We start from the raw sequence: 13548 nt of genomic DNA, 5'->3' as shown, positions 1-13548 counted from the left end.
GATACCGGCCACATGGGGTAATGCGTTTCACAAAAGATTGCCGACAGTATAGGTGATGGCCATTGTCATTGCTCCGACTAAGATGTTTCGAATGACGGCCGGACGCTTCGGAGCACCGCCTAATTGTGCGCTGACAAAGCCGGTCAAGCCAAGTGCAAGAAGCACCGTGATAAACGTAAAGAGAACACGCACGGATTCAGGTAAGAGCAAAATAGACAATAAGGGAAGAAATGCACCGATGGAGAACGAAATCATCGATGAAAAAGCAGCCTGCCACGGATTGACATATTCATTCGGATTTACGCCAAGTTCGGCAGCGGCGTGGGCACCGATCGCATCCTTGGTCATTAGTTCAACAGCTACTTTCTTCGATAAATCGACAGACAATCCATTTTTTATATAGATTTGAGCGAGTTCATCGACTTCACCGTCATAGTTGTCCCTGATCTTGATTTTTTCGGCCTCGACCACTGCTTTTTCCGTATCCTTTTGCGTGCTTACCGAAACATACTCACCTCCGCCCATGGACAGCGCGCCGGCAACCATGCCTGCTAGTCCGGAGATCATTAGTGTCATGGTATCCGTCGTCGCGCCTGCGACACCGATGACGATGCCGGCGGTCGATACAATACCGTCATTCGCACCGAGAACACCGGCACGAAGCACATTCAATTTCTGATTCATTCCTTTTGCTGTATGATTCATCATTATAGCCCTCACCTCATGAAGTAAAATGAAAAAATTGATTGCAATTGAGAATAGTAATCATCTTCATAACCCTGAAAACGGAACATGCTGCCATCCGAAAGGGGATGACAGCATGCTTGAAAATTAAAATGATTATTATTTGTCGTTGCTTTTATTTTACATTCAAAAGGCTATTCTGTCTATGATTAACCTTTTATCAGCTGCTTGAGGGTGGGTGGCGATTATTTTGTCAGTTCCAAAAATTCATCAACATCGCGCATGAGGTAGTCCAGTGCTGATGACCAGAAGTCCGGTTCCGTTAAATCAACCCCAAGGTAGCGCTCGGCAAGCTGTTCCGTCGTCATTCTGCCGGTATCACGCAAAAGAGCATCATATTTTCCTGCGAATGACGGACCTTCCCGGAGTGCTTGAACATAGATTCCTGTACTGAATAGGAAGCCAAAGGTATATGGGAAATTGTAAAACGGCCAGTTGGTGATATAGAAGTGAAGCTTGGACGCCCAAAAAGTCGGATGGTAAACGTCCAATGTATCATGATAGGCTTCACGCTCTGCATCACTCATCAGCTGATTCAAGCGTTCCACTGAGACTGTTCCTTTTTTACGTTCATCATAAAATCGTGTTTCAAACAGAAAACGTGCATGGATATTCATGAGCAGCGCGACGCAGCGCTCTAATTTGTCGGATAAGAATGTAATTTTTTCTTCTTTTGTTTTGGCAGCAGCTTGTGCAGCGTCGCTGACGATCATTTCGGAAAAGGTGGAGGCTGTTTCGGCAACGTTCATTGCGTAGTCCTGTGACAAATAGGGCAGTTCATTCATTAAGGATTGATGGTAGGCATGCCCTAATTCGTGTGCGAGCGTCGATCGGTTTGAGGCGGTTCCGCTGAATGTCATGAAGATGCGCGACTGCCCTGCAATTGGAAAATTGGTGCAGAAACCGCCAGGACGCTTATTTGCTCGATTTTCTGCTTCAATCCAGCGATTTTCCAAGGCTTTTTTTGCGAACGATGCCATGTTCGGATTAAATGAGCCAAAATGCTTGATGATAAAATCCGCTACATCCTCATAGGTCAATTTTTCACTATTTTTATTGAGCGGAGCGTCGACATCAAACCATGACAGCTTCTCAAGGTTAAGCAATTCGGCTTTGCGCTGCATAAATTGTGCAAGCTTCGGCTTATAGCGATCAATGACCGACCACATCGTTGACAGCGTCTGTGCCTGCATTCGATTGTAGTCGAGCGGTTCATCAAGAAAGGATTCCCAGCCGCGCGCTTTATAAGCGGCAATCCGGAATCCTGCGATATGGTTTAAGGCGGCAGCGAAAAGATCGGCATGTTCAGACCATGCCGACTCCAATGCATTGAATGCCGCTTGTCTTACCGTTCGATCCGGATCATCCAGCAGATTGTTTGCCTGGCTGACGGACAAGGTTTCTTCTTTCCCATTGCGGATGAGCTTGATTTCCATTTTTCCAACCAGACTGTAATAGAGATCTTCCCATGCGTGATAGCCGTCAACGGCAAGGCCGCTAATCAGCTGCTCTTGATCTGATCCTAGCTTCTTCCGAGAAAGTTCACGTTTTTCCCGGAGTGCAAATTGCATTTCTTTTAGGACTCCATTTTCAATAAGTCCGTTAAAATTACTGTCTGAAATTTGGCGCAGCAAATTTTCCAGAATGCTGCTAGAGGCATCTAATTCAGCCCCGAGGCTTTGCATCCGATTATTTGCTTGGGCAGCCTTGGCATCTTTAATGTTTTGAGCAGTTAAACATTCTACATAAGCAGAACCTTCATTAAATTGTTTACACAATGTCTCGTATTTTTTGATCATTGCAGTGAATGCTTCGGCATCTTGAACCGTATAGGGTTCTTTTCTTGCCTCCAATTCATTTTTAAATGAAGAAATGGCTTGTTGAAGATCATCTAAAAAAGTGCGGAATGGAGCAGATGATGCACCGCCTTTAAAAATGGTGTCAAGCTCCCACTTTTGATTCAATGTGTTCATTTTTTCCCCTCTTTCTCATACTGCAACCAATTGTAGCATAATGATGTGCACTCAAATTTTGTTGTTTCCTGACTTTATTGATATGATTATAAATAGGAATTCATTAAGGAGAAAAGACCAATGCGTGTGCTCTTTGTTTGTCTTGGCAATATTTGCCGTTCACCAATGGCTGAAGCCATATTACGAATGAAGGTTAACAAAGCAGGATTGTCCGAAAAAATTAGCGTTGATTCTGCGGGAACCGGCAACTGGCATATTGGTGATCCGCCGCACCGCGGAACACAAAAACAATTGGAGGCAGCGGCCATTCCCTTTGATCAAATCAAGGCAAGGCAAATAAATCAAGCAGATTTTCAACGATTTGACCGAATTATCGCCATGGATCGAAATAATGAGCAGGATCTGATTCAAATGGCTGATTCTCGAAACAGATCTAAAGTGAGCCGATTTATGACCCTGCTTCATGATCAGCCTCAAGCGGATGTTCCAGATCCTTATTATACCGGCCGCTTTGATGAAGTATACGATCTGATTGATCGGGGAACGGATCAGTTAATTAAAGAGCTTGCCCGGCAAATCAGATAAAGCCCCACTATTTAGCAGCAGGCAATAAGCAATGCCCCTCATATTAATGAACAGGTGTGTGCAGACTATTCACGTGATCCTTTTAAGGATTACCTACTTTGAGGGGGCAGAATCTGATGAGTGTTTATGGCAAAAGCCAAATGGGCAAATTCATGCTGATCGGCGGCTTGGTCGGCTGCGGTTTGTCAATGATGAGCCGCGAGACACGATCGGTCTGGGGTCACCATCTATCGAATGCGGCGACCGGCGGAGGCAATTTGATTCGGACTATTTATCAGCATCCGGATCAAGTCGGCAAATATATGCAGGTTACAGGCACACGCCTTAAAGGCCTGGCACGAGAAGTTTCCGACGACTTCCAGCAAATGATCGACCGTGTGGAAAAGGCAAGAACGAGTACGAGCGACACCTACCAGTACGTGATGGAGATTGGAAGTGAGCTTGCCGAGATGGCTGGTAAAATCAAGCAATCCGGAAAAAACATGGCCAATTACCAAGAACCTGTACTGATTGATAATGAAGCAGATGCGCTGCAGAGATTGGAAAATGAAGCACCAGTACCAAATCCGGGTACAATGCCCAACAATCAGAGCAAATCGATTCATCAGTATGGTCAGAAGGACAAGACCGGAAGGAATACGCGTCCAAATCGGCATTCATAACAGAATTCCGTTGAGGACAGAGAGACCGGGGATGGGGAAAAGTGGGAAAAGTGAAGCTCAGAGATATTCTTCTCTTCGCCAAACTTCTGGGTAGACGTTTTATTGATGATCATACGGCGGATTTAGCGGCAACATTGGCATATTATTTCTTGTTGTCGCTTTTTCCGCTGTTTATTTTTTTATTTGCAATCATTCCGTATTTAGGTCTTGATCAGGACCAGCTGTTTTCTCTTTTTGGCGCTTATCTGCCCAAAGAGGTGCTTTCGCTGATCCATCAAAACTTAGACAGTGTATTTACGAAACGCGGCGGATTGCTCTCAGTCGGTGTCATTGCCACTCTTTGGCCTGCCTCGAGCGCAATTAACGCGCTCATGCGTACGTTGAATCGCGCTTATCAAGTTGAAGAAACACGTTCTTTTTTTCTCATCCGGCTGCTTGCCATGTGCTTTACCGTAGCGATGATTTTTGCCATAGCGATGACCCTAGCAGTCAACGTCATTTCTGCTGGGGTCGCGAGAACTTTATTTAACCATATCGGTCTTTCCCACACGTTTGCCGATATGTGGTCGGTCATCAGCACACTGGTCACGTTCTGCGTGATTATCATTATTTTTGCTTTTTTGTACCGGCTCGGACCGAATATGAAGCTGAAAATGGACGAAGTGATGATCGGCGCGGTGATTGCCGGAGTCAGCTGGCAAGTTGTTTCTTATGGCTTTTCCTTCTATGTTCGCTATTTCGGCAATTATGCCTCCACGTACGGTACCCTTGGAGGAATTATTGTTCTCATGCTTTGGTTTTATTTAACCGCAATTACGATTATTGTCGGCGGTCAAATTAATGCAATTATTCATGAACTAACGAAGACAGAAAAGAACGACCTTTTTGATTAGCACTTGTTCTGCTGCATGGTAATGACATTCTGTGTCTGCCCAAGAGAGCTTCGATCTGCAAATTATCCGCGCAAGAGTCTGAGACCGTTAAGAATAACCAGAATTGTGCTCCCTTCATGCCCGACGACACCAAAAGGCATGGTCAGAAACTGCAAAAAGTTGGTGGCGATGAGAAATGCAATCATAGCCATGGCAAAAATAATATTCATCTTAACAATCCGACTCATTCTTTTTGACAGTCGCACCGCTTCTGCTATTTTTGTCAGGTCGTTTTTCATCAGAACAATATCGGCAGTTTCAAGGGCTGCATCATTTCCCGCTCCCATCGCAATCCCGACTGAAGCTTGAGCAAGTGCAGGAGTATCGTTAATCCCATCGCCGCACATGGCAACATGGCCGTATTTCTGATTTAATCGCTTGATTTCCATTGCTTTGTTCTCAGGAAGGCAATTAGCAATGTAGCTGCTGACCCCGGAATCTCTCTGTACCGCGGCAGCGGTCTGCTCATTGTCACCGGTAATCATGACGGTTTTAATTCCGTACTTATTAAGTGAGCGGATTGCGTCTGCTGCTGAATCTCTGATTTGGTCCCTTAAGGCGAAGCGGCCGATTATTTTTTCCTCAGAAGCGATGTACACCAAGGTTTCATCACGGTTTGGACGGGCAAAATCGCTAATCTGCAGAAACTCATTTAATGCTTCGGGCTGCATCATCGCTTCTTTACCGATCATGTATTGCGTGTCACCAACAGAGCCGATGATACCAAATCCTGGCTTGACTTTAATTTTGCCTATCTTTGGCAAAGCGGCAGTTCCGCAAACCTCGTAGGCATACGTGACGATCGCTTTCCCAAGCGGATGCGACGATTGATTTTCGATTGCGGCCATGTAACTGAGAAGTGTGGCATCACTTAGTGTGCTGTTATTAATAAACTGCGTGACTTCAGGAGTTCCGTTTGTAATCGTTCCGGTTTTATCGAAAGCGATGATTTTAATCATAGCCAACTGTTCCAAATGAACGCCGCCTTTGATCAGTATGCCGTGACGGGCACCCGATGCAACGGCTGATAGAACGGCAGGTGTTGTTGAAGCAACCAGAGCACAAGGCGAGGCGACAACAAGCAAAACCATAGCTCGGTAAATGGTTTCACTCCACGACCAGCCTAATAGAACATGCGGCGCGAAGAGCATCAGTGCGGTGGCAATAAGGACGACTTTGACATACGTGCGTTCAAAACGTTCAATAAATAGCTGAGTCGGAGCTTTCTCTTTTTGAGCTGATTGGACAAGGTCCAAGATCTTACTAAACAAAGAGTCATTGCTTCGCTTCGTGACACGTGCGAAGACACTGCCGTCCAAATTCATTGTGCCCGCCATCAAATCAGCACCGGATTTCTTGAAAACCGGTACGGATTCGCCGGTCATCGTCGCTTCATTAACCGTCGTTTCTCCATCGGTAATGACAGCGTCAGCAGGAATTCGTTCTCCCGGCTTAATAAGAATGATGTCGCCGGGGGTGATTTGCTTTACTGAGATCATCGTTTCGCAGCCATTTGTGACGAGACGAGCGACTTCAGGCTGCAGATCCATGAGTGCAGAAAGAGCATTGGTACTTTTGGCTGTTGAATAAGTCTCCAAAGCGCCGCTGAGTGCAAAAATAAAGATTAACACAGCCCCTTCGAGCCAATGGTTGATGCAGGCTGCGCCGATTGCAGCTGTAATCATTAAAAGTTCAACATTCAGCTCGCGTGTTCGAAACGTATCTGATAGTCCTTGCTTTGTTTTAAAATAACCGCCGATCAGGTAGGCAGCTGGGTAGAGAAGCCATGAGTATGGAATATGAGCGAGCCCGAGAAGATAGGCAATGAGCGTCAGTGCTCCCCCGGTAAGGGCGGCGATTAGTTCACCGTGCTGTTTCCATAGAGCACTGATCGGTTGATTGGGATTAGGATTACTTGGGAATTTGACGAGCTTTGCCTCTGGTATCATAAAAATCCGACCCTTCGTTTAATAAATTATTGATCAGTAAAAAGTTATAAAAGATAATAAATATAATTTAATATATATTATTATTAGAAAATTAGTGATTAGAAATAAATTCTTTAATTGAGAATAATAATCATCATCGAAACCCCTAAGAGCACTCAATGCTGCCGCTATAATAAGCGACAGCATTGATCAGATAAATTATAATTATTTTAATTTATGTTAGTTTTATAGTAATACACTTTTTCACATATGTCCATTCGATGGTCAATGCTTTATAAGTAAAAAAAGGCCAAGCATACATCTTTTTTGAAAAAAGCACATAGTTATCTACAAAGGAGGAGAGCGGTTATGCTCAAAAGATTGAACAAAAAACATATGGCCGCCGTGCTCTTTATTGGTTATCTTGCTATTCTCATTTTCGCAACCCTTCTAACGCATAATTACTATACATACGGAAAGTCAAGCAATCTTATCCTTTTCAGCAGCATACGGCTTATGCTGCGCAGTGGCAGTTTACTGCTTATATTAAAGAACATTGGCGGGAATGTGCTGCTGTTTTTCCCACTTGGCTTTTTATTACCAATACTCATTCAGCCTAAACGGCATTTTGTTATCCGGCAGCTGCTTGTCGGATGTTGTATCAGTTTGCTTATTGAGTTATGTCAATATTTTTTTGCTGAACGCATTTTTGATATTGATGATGTTTTATTAAATACGATCGGTGCGATGATGGGTTGGGGCTGCTATGTTATCATTCGATTCTGCAAACATAAGTTGATCATCTTTTATACTAGGTGAATATTCAAAGGCCTTCGCAAACCGATCTTATTTTTAATAAGGTGTGAAGTTTGAACTAGTTAATGAAAGAGAAGACGATCTGCTGCTTTGTGAATGCGCATCGCGCCGCGCTCTCCCATATGGTATTCGATCAGTTCGCCGCCGGCATTAAATAGATAATAGGCGGGGACAAAACGATTTCCGAACGCATCAGCCAGTCGATGAGTATTGTCGATGAGGACGGGCTCCGTAATTGAGTGCATTGCAGCAACTCGCGCAACTTCGTTTACGTCCAGATCAGCCTCAGACAACGGCATATGGATGGCGACGACATTGAGTTCCTCTTTGTATTTTTCACGAATGGATTGTACGACCGGCATTGCGTCCTTGCATTTTGAGCAGCTTATCGACCAGAAATGGATTAACGTTGGCGTGCCAAGAAGACGCTCGCGCGTGACTTTTTGATTCATCCAATGGGTCGCAACGCTTAGATCGGGCATAAATAATTTTTTCTTCACGAGCAATTCCCCCTATAAGGGCCTTCAACGCACTTGAAGGTCTTGTTGCACTGTTATGTTATGCTTTGTTGCGGCGGGTGGTTCTAGTGCTTCGATGAAATGAAAAAAGAGCCTCAATGATTTGAGACTCTTTGCTTCGGTGCTGAATAATTGAGAGAAGATTTTCGTGCAATAATGAATTGATGAATAAAGCAGCTCATTGAGGCAAGGAAAATAAAAACCGCTATTCCGTAAAATAACCCGCCTTTCGGTATCCAACTGATCAGCGAGCTTCCGGCTACCGGACCGACCATACATCCGGCACTGTAACATACGGTCATCAAGATGTTGCCGAGCGGTATTTGCTCTCTGTCGAGCAAATCGCTGACGTAGCCCATACTCATTGAATAAAGTGATCCGATCAGCATGCCGGCACCGAGTAGTGTGAAATAGATGCCGTAGAAATAAGCGGAGAGCAGGCCAGTGCATGCGATGAACATGGCTCCGAATAAGCAAATGAGCGGAAGAAGCCGCCTACGGCCGAATCGGTCTCCAAGCATACCAAGCGGTACCTGCGTCAGCAGAGCACCGGTAACAAAAGATGGAAGCAGAATTGAAATTTGGTCAAGATTATAGCCTTGCCGCACTGCAAAAATTGGGAAGCTATTGTTCAGTGAAGTTTCCAGATAACCGAAGGCAAGTGTTACTGCTAAACCGGACCAAGTTGCGGCAATGACTTTTTTATAGCGTGCAAAGACTTGTCGCAGAGTTGAACCACCGGAAGTGCTCAACTCGGGATATTCATTTTTAAGAAGAAATAAAAGCAGGAGGACTGCAAGGCAAAAGAAGCCGCTGGTAATGAACGGAACATTCGTACCGAATGCAATCAATCGGACAAGCAGTGGTCCCGCTGCTATGCCTAACCCAAAGGACAATCCGTAGAAGGCAATGTTTCGTCCACGCTTGTTCATCGGACTGTCAATCGTAATCCATGTTTGTGCGGCAAGATGCAGAATGCTGTCGCCAAAACCAACACACAGCCTGAGTGCAAACCAAAACCATAGATTCATCGAAATTGGAAAAAGAAACAGAGGTACTGTAATCAGGGCAAGTCCGATGATGAGAAAGAGCTTGTAGCCGAGCTTTCGCATCGGTTTCTCCAGAAGAGGAACAGAGATAAGCATACCTATGTAAAGTGAGGTAGATCCCAGCCCGTTTAAAAGAGCGGAGACACCGTTTTTTTCTAAGAGCACAGCAACGAGTGGAAGAAGCATCCCCTCTGCGGCGCCGCAAATGAAGACTGAGCCGATTAACAATAAAAATTGGAAACGTTGATATGCCGCGCTGTTCATCGGAGATGTCCTTTCTGTGCTGTAAATTTAAGCTTTAATGCCCAGCAGAAACTAGTATACCTGTTTTTATTTATTTCGTCCTTAACAATTTGCGGAAGTAAGGACCGGGCGCTTTTTGCCCGGTTCTTCTAACAAGTAAAGTTTAAGATTTTGCCTCGCTGGTCCGACGATCAACATCATAAGATTTGGTTGGGTAATCAGGTAAGCGCCTAATCTGATAAATAGACGGAAAATTTCCGCTTAATTAGAAAATGAATGAAAAAATAGCTTGAATAGACGGAGAAATTCCGCTTATCGAATCGAAAAACGTGAAAATGGAGGGTTTTGCTTTGCATAACCGGAAAAATTACCCTTATGTGCCCGCGAAACAAGTGCCATGATACATATAACGGGAATATCTCCGCTTATTTTAGTAGTCTCACCGCATCCTGCCGAAGTGCGTATCGGGCTGTGGCCGGTTTTTCTAATAAAAATTCAGACTTCAAGCTTAGATTCCTTTACAAATGAGCGCTTATCCACGAAAATATAGATACTGTCATAATAAATGAAAAACTAACTTATAGAGTTGGAAGTGGAATTGATGGTTAACTTTGCAAAATCAGACGCGCTTAATCGTTTGCCGAAACAGTTTTTTGCTGATCTCGTTGTCAAAACAAATGCGGAAATAGCCAAGGGGTACGATGTCATTAATTTAGGTCAGGGAAATCCGGATCAGCCGACTCCGCCGCATATTGTCAAGGCGCTGCAGGAAGCGGCAGCCAACCCGCTCTACCATAAGTACTCGCCGTTCAGAGGCTATGATTTTCTGAAAGAAGCGATTGCAACTTTTTACAAACGCGAATATGATGTCGACCTTGATCCGAAGACTGAAGTCGCTGTTTTGTTCGGATCAAAGACCGGTCTGGTTGAGATCGGTGAATGCATACTGAACAGCGGCGATACGGTGCTTATGCCGGATCCCGGCTATCCAGATTATTTGTCCGGTTTTGCGCTTGCAAATCTAAAGATGGAAACGATGCCTCTTCTTGAAGAGAACGCTTTTCTCCCCGATTATGCAGCAATGCCGGAGGGACTTCTTGATAAGGCGAAATTGATGTTCTTAAATTATCCAAATAACCCGACATCGGCGACTGCTCCTGCTGATTTCTTTGAGGAAACGGTGAAGGTTGCGGAAGAACATAATATTTGTGTCTTGCATGATTTTGCCTATGGGGCGCTTGGTTTCGATGGTGAAAAACCGCGCAGCTTCCTTCAGACGCCAGGCGCTAAAGAGGTCGGTATCGAAACGTATACCTTGTCAAAAACCTATAATATGGCTGGCTGGCGAGTCGGCTTCGCGCTCGGAAACAAGAGTGTTATTGAAGCGATCGAATTATTTCAGGATCACTATTTTGTCAGCTTATTTGGCGGGATACAGGAAGCAAGTGCGAAAGCATTGCTCGGCCCGCAAGATTGTGTCCGTGCACTTGTGCAGCGCTATGAAACACGACGCAATGCTTTTTTTGACGCAGCAAGCAAAATCGGCTGGAATGCAACACCTTCCAAAGGATCTTTTTTCGGCTGGCTTCCGGTACCTCAGGGCTATACTTCCGAATCGTTCTTTGCGTATGTTTTGGAAAAAGCACATGTTGTGCTGGCACCGGGAGTCGGATTCGGTTCGGGCGGAGAAAAGTACGTCCGCATCGGCCTTCTGAGCGAACCGGAACGGCTGACCGAAGCAGTAGAACGCATCGGCAAGCTTCACTTGTTTGATTAACAGCTATATCTAATGATGAAAACCAGTTGCGGCACTTCCATGCTGTAACTGGTTTTTCTATAGCTTCTTTTGGATAATTTTGCAGTTCTGGGCAGAAGATAAGGAAAAAAGGAGTTTTCTGCCTTGAAAAAAATAATGTCTTTACTTGTGTGCGCTGCGTTGTTATTTTGTATATCCTCTGAGGCAGCTGCAAAAAGCGTGATGCCCAATGCATTGCCGAAATCGGTGATCGACATCTCTAAAGAAAATACCTATCCGAATCCGACACATGATGCTTCTGAACTTGTGCCGAGTCAACGCACCAAAGCCCTGCTCAAGACAGCGAACGTCCCAGTGGAAAATCCAGTGTTGATCAAACTGCTCAACGAATCATACATTCATCCGTCAAAATGGTCGATCGGTTATTCGGCACGTATTTATCTTGGAGAATGGCCGCTTAATTACAAGTCGAAAGAAACATCCGTCAACTGGGAGTATAAACGGATTAATGATAATGCCGCCGATGCTCGCGGCAGCAAGAGTGCTCAGCAAATCGGCTACCTTCAGAAAATCCAGGCAACTGTTAAGGGAGGATTGACCTCTGAAGTTCCGAAAAAAGAAGAAGCGAGCCAATTGATTTTGGCAAAAACAATGGAAAAAACACATCTATCAATTTCATTCTCAACAATTGTTGGGGCGGGAACAAAAATTGACCGCCCGTATCAAGTACCTTCCAAACAAGTCGGACATTTGTACGGCTATGTGCCGGCGGTTAATGAACGCGGAAAAATTACTTATGGTGAAGTTTTTCTTGTCTTAAAGGGAGGTAAAGCGCATCTTGATGTTAAAAATGTGATGCAGCAGGGCATCGGCGCATGGATGCCGATTACCGATCACCTTTCGCTTCGGTACATTGCTCAGTAAATCCATCTGCTCAACCTTTCACTCAGATCTGTGCTAAAGTGAAAGAAGAAGCTGTAATGGAGGTGCTGGAAATGGGAAGAGCGACGAATTCAAAAGCAGATCAAGTGATTTATTTAAAGAATCGATTTAAGCTGCTCGCTCAGGTTGCTTGCGCGCTTAACGAAGAGACTGCAGCTCATGAAGATCTGGAGAATATCTTAGCAATGATGGATAATCTTGAGGTGAAAATACGTAGATTTCGGGATGATTGGGCAGACGGGCTTGTAGAAAAATAAGGAAACATAATTCAAACGGAAACGGTCCACCCTAAAATCGGAGGGTGATCGTGTGAAAAAAATAGTGTTAGTGCTCTTGATTGCCATGTGCGGAACTTTTGTCCATCCCTTTTCTTCATACGGAAAGGACTGGTATTTCAAACCCGCAAAGAATAACCAGCCGGCGACGACAGAGCCTGAATATGAAGCATTACTTAAGAAATATGACGGAATTTTTATCGGAGATACGTCAAAAAAAGAACTGTATCTGACCTTCGATAACGGATATGAGGCAGGATACACTTCAGGAATGCTTGATACCTTGAAAAAGGAAAAGGTTCCTGCCACATTTTTTATCACCGGACACTATATTTCGGATCAGCCGGAGCTTGTCAAAAGGATGGTTAAAGAAGGCCACATTGTCGGAAATCATTCGTGGAGCCATCCGGATCTATCGAAAATAAGTGACGCAAAGTATAAAAAAGAATTGGCAAAACTTAAAGGACGTTATATGAAACTGACCGGCGATAAACAAATGACCTATCTGCGCCCGCCAAGAGGTACGTTCAGCGAACGTTCATTGAAGTTGGGTCATGACGCTGGCTACACCAATGTATTCTGGTCGGCTGCGTATCGCGATTGGCTACGAGACGATCAACACGGCGCCGATTATGCGTACGATCATATCATGAAACGTATTCATCCAGGTGCAGTAATTCTGCTTCATACCGTTTCCAAGGATAATGCTCAAGCGCTGCCGCGTGTGATACATGATTTAAAGAAACAGGGCTATCAATTTCGCAGCTTGGACGATCTGATGGCGAAGCGTGTTCTGCCTTCTGAATTTTGGTGAGTTTTGTGCATACCTCAATCCTATTTGGGATCCGAGGTATTTTTTTTGAAAAAAAGCTCGAAAAAAGTTAAGAACAGTATCCACAAGTTTATCCACAGACTTGACAATAAAAAAACCACAATAGTAAGCATTTAAACATGATTGTCCACATAATCCACAAAAAAGAGGATAAATATTAACAAAATCATGCACATTTTTACTTAGCGTTAATAAAGGGTAAATCATAGTTATCCACATATCCACAAAGTTATTGACATTTTCACTTCTTGTGTTCTCACAAAGTCTGAAAAATAGAACTTAAACAGTCTTGA

At 44.3% G+C, this 13548-nt stretch carries 13 protein-coding genes; 8 read left to right on the top strand and 5 right to left on the bottom strand.

From position 1 onward, the window contains the following. Positions 1–27 precede the first annotated feature (27 nt). Complete coding sequence (locus NOM01_RS12720) at positions 28–705, bottom strand: VIT1/CCC1 transporter family protein (protein ID WP_255748865.1); 678 nt, start codon at positions 703–705, stop codon at positions 28–30. 224 nt (positions 706–929) lie between these two features. Next, positions 930–2717 carry a M3 family oligoendopeptidase gene (locus tag NOM01_RS12715; RefSeq protein ID WP_255748864.1) on the bottom strand — a complete coding sequence of 596 codons (1788 nt, stop codon included), beginning with the start codon at positions 2715–2717 and terminating at the stop codon, positions 930–932. Positions 2718–2837: 120 nt separating this feature from the next. Between NOM01_RS12715 and NOM01_RS12710 the strand changes: the two genes are divergently transcribed. The 3 genes from NOM01_RS12710 (at position 2838) to NOM01_RS12700 (ending at position 4857) form a co-directional block, all read left to right on the top strand. Further along, on the top strand, positions 2838–3302 hold the full coding sequence (locus NOM01_RS12710; protein ID WP_255748863.1) for a low molecular weight protein-tyrosine-phosphatase: 465 nt from the start codon (positions 2838–2840) through the stop codon (positions 3300–3302). Positions 3303–3418: 116 nt separating this feature from the next. Next, entirely contained in the window at positions 3419–3964 is a 546-nt protein-coding gene (locus NOM01_RS12705) for a hypothetical protein (protein WP_255748862.1), read from the top strand. A gap of 41 nt (positions 3965–4005) precedes the next feature. Continuing rightward, complete coding sequence (locus tag NOM01_RS12700; protein ID WP_255748861.1) at positions 4006–4857, top strand: YihY/virulence factor BrkB family protein; 852 nt, start codon at positions 4006–4008, stop codon at positions 4855–4857. Positions 4858–4919: 62 nt separating this feature from the next. On the opposite strand, the gene NOM01_RS12695 is transcribed toward NOM01_RS12700, so the two are convergent. Further along, complete coding sequence (locus NOM01_RS12695; protein WP_255748860.1) at positions 4920–6845, bottom strand: heavy metal translocating P-type ATPase; 1926 nt, start codon at positions 6843–6845, stop codon at positions 4920–4922. A gap of 348 nt (positions 6846–7193) precedes the next feature. Here NOM01_RS12695 and NOM01_RS12690 point away from each other — a divergent pair, with 348 nt between their 5' ends. Beyond that, positions 7194–7643 carry a VanZ family protein gene (locus tag NOM01_RS12690; RefSeq protein WP_255748859.1) on the top strand — a complete coding sequence of 150 codons (450 nt, stop codon included), beginning with the start codon at positions 7194–7196 and terminating at the stop codon, positions 7641–7643. 59 nt (positions 7644–7702) lie between these two features. Here the strand turns inward: NOM01_RS12690 and NOM01_RS12685 are convergent, their stop codons facing one another. Together NOM01_RS12685 and NOM01_RS12680 are read right to left on the bottom strand one after the other, a co-directional pair. Continuing rightward, complete coding sequence (locus NOM01_RS12685) at positions 7703–8140, bottom strand: TlpA disulfide reductase family protein (RefSeq protein WP_255748858.1); 438 nt, start codon at positions 8138–8140, stop codon at positions 7703–7705. A 113-nt stretch (positions 8141–8253) separates the two neighbouring features. Beyond that, positions 8254–9471, bottom strand: coding sequence for an MFS transporter (locus NOM01_RS12680; protein WP_255748857.1), 1218 nt, complete (start codon positions 9469–9471; stop codon positions 8254–8256). Positions 9472–10051: 580 nt separating this feature from the next. Between NOM01_RS12680 and NOM01_RS12675 the strand changes: the two genes are divergently transcribed. The 4 genes from NOM01_RS12675 to pdaA all read left to right on the top strand — a co-directional run bounded on the left by NOM01_RS12675 (position 10052) and on the right by pdaA (position 13237). Further along, positions 10052–11227 carry a pyridoxal phosphate-dependent aminotransferase gene (locus tag NOM01_RS12675; RefSeq protein ID WP_255748856.1) on the top strand — a complete coding sequence of 392 codons (1176 nt, stop codon included), beginning with the start codon at positions 10052–10054 and terminating at the stop codon, positions 11225–11227. Between the two features lie 123 nt (positions 11228–11350). Then, positions 11351–12130, top strand: a complete 780-nt coding sequence (locus tag NOM01_RS12670; protein ID WP_255748855.1) for a YfkD family protein — start codon at positions 11351–11353, stop codon at positions 12128–12130. A 71-nt stretch (positions 12131–12201) separates the two neighbouring features. Next, positions 12202–12405 carry an SE1561 family protein gene (locus NOM01_RS12665; RefSeq protein ID WP_255748854.1) on the top strand — a complete coding sequence of 68 codons (204 nt, stop codon included), beginning with the start codon at positions 12202–12204 and terminating at the stop codon, positions 12403–12405. Positions 12406–12457: 52 nt separating this feature from the next. Then, entirely contained in the window at positions 12458–13237 is a 780-nt protein-coding gene (gene pdaA / locus NOM01_RS12660) for a delta-lactam-biosynthetic de-N-acetylase (protein WP_370646111.1), read from the top strand. Positions 13238–13548: the final 311 nt, after the last annotated feature.

The organism is Sporolactobacillus sp. STSJ-5 (assembly GCF_024385605.1).
In the GTDB taxonomy this organism is placed as follows: Bacteria; Bacillota; Bacilli; order Bacillales; family Sporolactobacillaceae; genus Sporolactobacillus.
Note: the sequence above shows the minus strand (reverse complement) of the source record. Positions and strands in the feature narration are given on the sequence as shown.

Excerpts from the sequence above, each read along its gene's own strand:
- NOM01_RS12720 (WP_255748865.1), bottom strand. The coding sequence starts at position 705 with ATGAATCATACAGCAAAAGGAATGAATCAGAAATTGAATGTGCTTCGT.
- NOM01_RS12715 (WP_255748864.1), bottom strand. The coding sequence starts at position 2,717 with ATGAACACATTGAATCAAAAGTGGGAGCTTGACACCATTTTTAAAGGC.
- NOM01_RS12710 (WP_255748863.1), top strand. The coding sequence starts at position 2,838 with ATGCGTGTGCTCTTTGTTTGTCTTGGCAATATTTGCCGTTCACCAATG.
- NOM01_RS12705 (WP_255748862.1), top strand. The coding sequence starts at position 3,419 with ATGAGTGTTTATGGCAAAAGCCAAATGGGCAAATTCATGCTGATCGGC.
- NOM01_RS12695 (WP_255748860.1), bottom strand. The coding sequence starts at position 6,845 with ATGATACCAGAGGCAAAGCTCGTCAAATTCCCAAGTAATCCTAATCCC.
- NOM01_RS12690 (WP_255748859.1), top strand. The coding sequence starts at position 7,194 with ATGCTCAAAAGATTGAACAAAAAACATATGGCCGCCGTGCTCTTTATT.
- NOM01_RS12680 (WP_255748857.1), bottom strand. The coding sequence starts at position 9,471 with ATGAACAGCGCGGCATATCAACGTTTCCAATTTTTATTGTTAATCGGC.
- NOM01_RS12675 (WP_255748856.1), top strand. The coding sequence starts at position 10,052 with ATGGTTAACTTTGCAAAATCAGACGCGCTTAATCGTTTGCCGAAACAG.
- NOM01_RS12665 (WP_255748854.1), top strand. The coding sequence starts at position 12,202 with ATGGGAAGAGCGACGAATTCAAAAGCAGATCAAGTGATTTATTTAAAG.